Source organism: Halolamina salina, assembly GCF_042678005.1.
In the GTDB taxonomy this organism is placed as follows: Archaea; Halobacteriota; Halobacteria; order Halobacteriales; family Haloferacaceae; genus Halolamina; species Halolamina salina.
Window position 1 is genome coordinate 1 of sequence record NZ_JBHUDH010000047.1, and the last position, 3,216, is coordinate 3,216.

General features: G+C 67.9%; 2 protein-coding genes. One reads left to right on the plus strand and one right to left on the minus strand.

The features are described 5' to 3' along the window. Positions 1-74: 74 nt before the first annotated feature. The gene (ncsA, locus tag ACFR9S_RS05560) at positions 75-1,040 is read right to left on the minus strand and encodes a tRNA 2-thiolation protein NcsA (protein ID WP_379732285.1); all 966 of its coding nucleotides are present in this window, start codon (positions 1,038-1,040) and stop codon (positions 75-77) included. Between the two features lie 214 nt (positions 1,041-1,254). Between ncsA and ACFR9S_RS05565 the strand changes: the two genes are divergently transcribed. Further along, on the plus strand, positions 1,255-3,216 hold a 1,962-nt coding region (locus tag ACFR9S_RS05565; RefSeq protein WP_379818244.1), incomplete at its 3' end, for a heavy metal translocating P-type ATPase.

Sequence of the window (3,216 nt, forward strand, 5' to 3'; positions counted from 1 at the left end):
GAGTTGCTGTCGCAGTTGCAGAAGTTGTCGCGGTTGCAGAAGCTGTCGCAGTTACCAAATCCGTCGCCCCCAACTCAAACCGCTTCCATCGACGCCAGCAGCCGACACTTCCGACAGACGTCCGCCGAGGTCGTCGAGCCGCACTCCTCGCACTCGCCGAGGTTCCCCTCGTCGTCGCCGCCATACGCCTCCGCTGCCAGTTCCGCCAGCTCCTCGTACCCCGACATGATCGAGTGGCGGGTCCCGGGGTGGTTCTCCTCCAGCTTCAGGAGCAGTTCCTGTATTTCCCCGCGGTACGCCTCGCTGGCGTGGGGACACTCGGTGATGTGGGCCGGCAGGTCGTTCACGTGGGCGTACAGCGCCACCTCCTTCTCCGGGATGTCCCGCAGCGGCTTCGCCCGCGGGACGAACGAGTCGCTCTCCTCGCGGTCGTCGAAGCCGCCGATGGAGGCGTCGAAATGTTTGGCGACCTGCTTTACGTCGCCCTCGAGGAAGTTCATCAGCGCCGTCTGGGCCTCGTCGTCGAGGTTGTGGCCCGTCAGCAGCTTGTCCGCGCCCAACTGTTCGGCGTAGTCCTCCAGCAGGTCCCGGCGGAACACGCCGCAGTACGCACAGGGCGCCATGTTCTCGGGGTCGTCCTCGACTACGTCGTCCATCCGGACGCCGAACTCCTCCTCGTAGCCGACGACCTCGTGGGCGATCCCCAGTTCCTCGGTCAGCTCCTCGCTAGCGGCCAGCGACTCGTCGCGGTACCCCTCGATCCCCTCGTGGATCGACAGCGCGACCAGTTCGATCCGGGGGTCCTCGCCGAACGTCTCAGCGAGGATCTCCGTCAGCACCACCGAGTCCTTCCCGCCGGAGAGCCCGATCACCCACGTCTCGGGGTCGTCGGGCGTCGCCTCGCGGGAGACGAGGCCGTCCTCGCGAACGCGGCGGCGGACCCGCTTCTCGACCGATCGCGTGAAGTGCTCCTCACAGAGATGCGCCCCGGAGTAGGCGGCGTGCATCACCGCCTCGGAGCCGCACCGGTCACAGTCCATTTGTCGGCGGTAGCCGACCGCCGGGGATACGGGTTTCGCTCGGCGGGGGCGTCGGCGACTCGGCGGTCGTGCCGACGCCTCGGCGCACTGCAGCGACACGGCGACGTGAGTCAAAGATCGCCTATTGCTTTGGTTTCCAAAATCGAGTACCTATCGTACATTGGTTCTGAAGGCACAAACGCACTAAGGGAGGAGCCCCTACACGTAGATAGCCATGGGAACACGCACAGCACAACTGAACGTCACGGGGATGTCCTGTGCCAACTGCTCGGCGACGGTTGGCGAGGCGCTGGACGAACTCGACGGCGTGGTCGAGGCGAACGTCAACTACGCCACCGACGAGGGCAGCGTCGAGTACGACCCCGAGAAGGTATCGCTCGGCGAGATCTACGACGCCGTCGAGGCGGCCGGCTACGGCGTCGTCTCGGAGACGGCGACGATCGCCATCTCCGATATGTCGTGTGCGAACTGCGCCGACGCCAACGAGGAGGCGCTCGAGGGCGTGCCCGGCGTCGTCGACGCCGAGGTGAACTACGCGACCGACGAGGCGCAGGTCACCTACAACCCCGAGGACGCCTCGCTCGAGGCGATGTACGACGCGATCGAGGACGCGGGGTACACGCCGGTCCGTGAGGGCGGCGACGACGAGGGCGAGTCCGCCCGCGACGCCGCCCGGAACGAGGAGATCCGCAAACAGCTCCGACTGACGCTGTTCGGCGCCGCGCTGTCGGCGCCGCTGCTGTTCTTCCTGTTCGAACACTTCTTCTTCGACAGTCTGCTCGCCGACTCGCTGTTCGGCGTGCCGCTGGGCTGGGTGATGTTCGGGCTCGCGACGCCCGTACAGGTCGTGCTCGGCCGGTCGTTCTACAGGAACTCCTACAACGCGCTCGTCACGAACGGGCGCGCCAACATGGACGTGCTGATCGCGCTCGGGTCGTCGACCGCGTACGTCTACTCCGTCGCGGCGCTTCTGGACCTGATCGCGGGGAGCCTCTACTTCGACACCGCGGCGCTGATCCTCGTGTTCATCACGCTCGGCAACTACCTCGAGGCCCGCTCGAAGGGACAGGCCGGCGAGGCGCTGCGGACGCTGCTGGAGATGGAGGCCGACACCGCAACGATCGTCGACGAGGACGGCAACGAGGAGGAGATCCCCCTCGAAGACGTGGAAGTCGGCGATCGGATGAAAGTCCGGCCGGGCGAGCAGATCCCCACCGACGGCGTGGTCGTCGACGGGCAATCTGCGGTCGACGAGTCGATGGTCACCGGGGAGTCGGTCCCCGTCGAGAAGACCGAGGGCGACGAGGTCGTCGGCTCGACCATCAACGAGAACGGCGTGCTGGTCGTCGAGGCGACGAAAGTCGGCGCCGACACGGCGCTCCAGCAGATCGTCCGGACGGTGAAGGAGGCCCAGTCCCGCCAGCCCGACATCCAGAACCTCGCGGACCGCATCTCCGCGTACTTCGTGCCGGCGGTGATCGGCAACGCCCTGTTCTGGGGCGTCGTCTGGTACCTGTTCCCCGGAACGCTGGCCGGCCTCGTGAACTCGCTCCCGCTGTGGGGGCTGGTCGCCGGCGGCCCGGCGATCGCCGGCGGCACCGTCTCGGTGTTCGAGTTCGCGATCGTCGTGTTCGCGTCGGCGGTGCTGATCGCCTGCCCCTGCGCGCTCGGGCTCGCGACGCCCGCGGCGACGATGGTCGGCACGACGATCGGCGCCCAGAACGGCGTGCTGTTCAAGGGCGGCGACGTGCTCGAACGCGCGAAGGACGTCGACACGGTCGTGTTCGACAAGACCGGGACGCTCACCGAGGGCGAGATGGAGCTTACCGACGTGGTGGTGTTCGACGGCGCGGAAGCTCGCGCTGACGGCGGTGACGCGGCGCCGGATGGCGGCCAGCTCGCCGAACGCGAGCGGCTCGACGAGGACGACGTGCTCCGGCTCGCGGCGACGGCCGAGAGCGGCAGCGAGCACCCGCTGGCCCGCGCGATCGTCGACGGCGCCGAGGACCGCGGGATCGAGGTCGGCTCGCCCGCCGAGTTCGAGAACGTCCCCGGGCACGGCGTCCGGGCGACGGTCGACGGTAGCGAGGTGCTGGTCGGCAATCGGAAGCTGCTCCGCGACAACGGCGTCGATCCCGACCCCGCCACGGAGACGATGGAACGGCTCGAAGGGGAG

What these genes read in the sequence shown, in the direction of transcription:
- ncsA (WP_379732285.1), bottom strand. Translation starts at nt 1,040, where the DNA reads ATGGACTGTGACCGGTGCGGCTCCGAGGCGGTGATGCACGCCGCCTAC.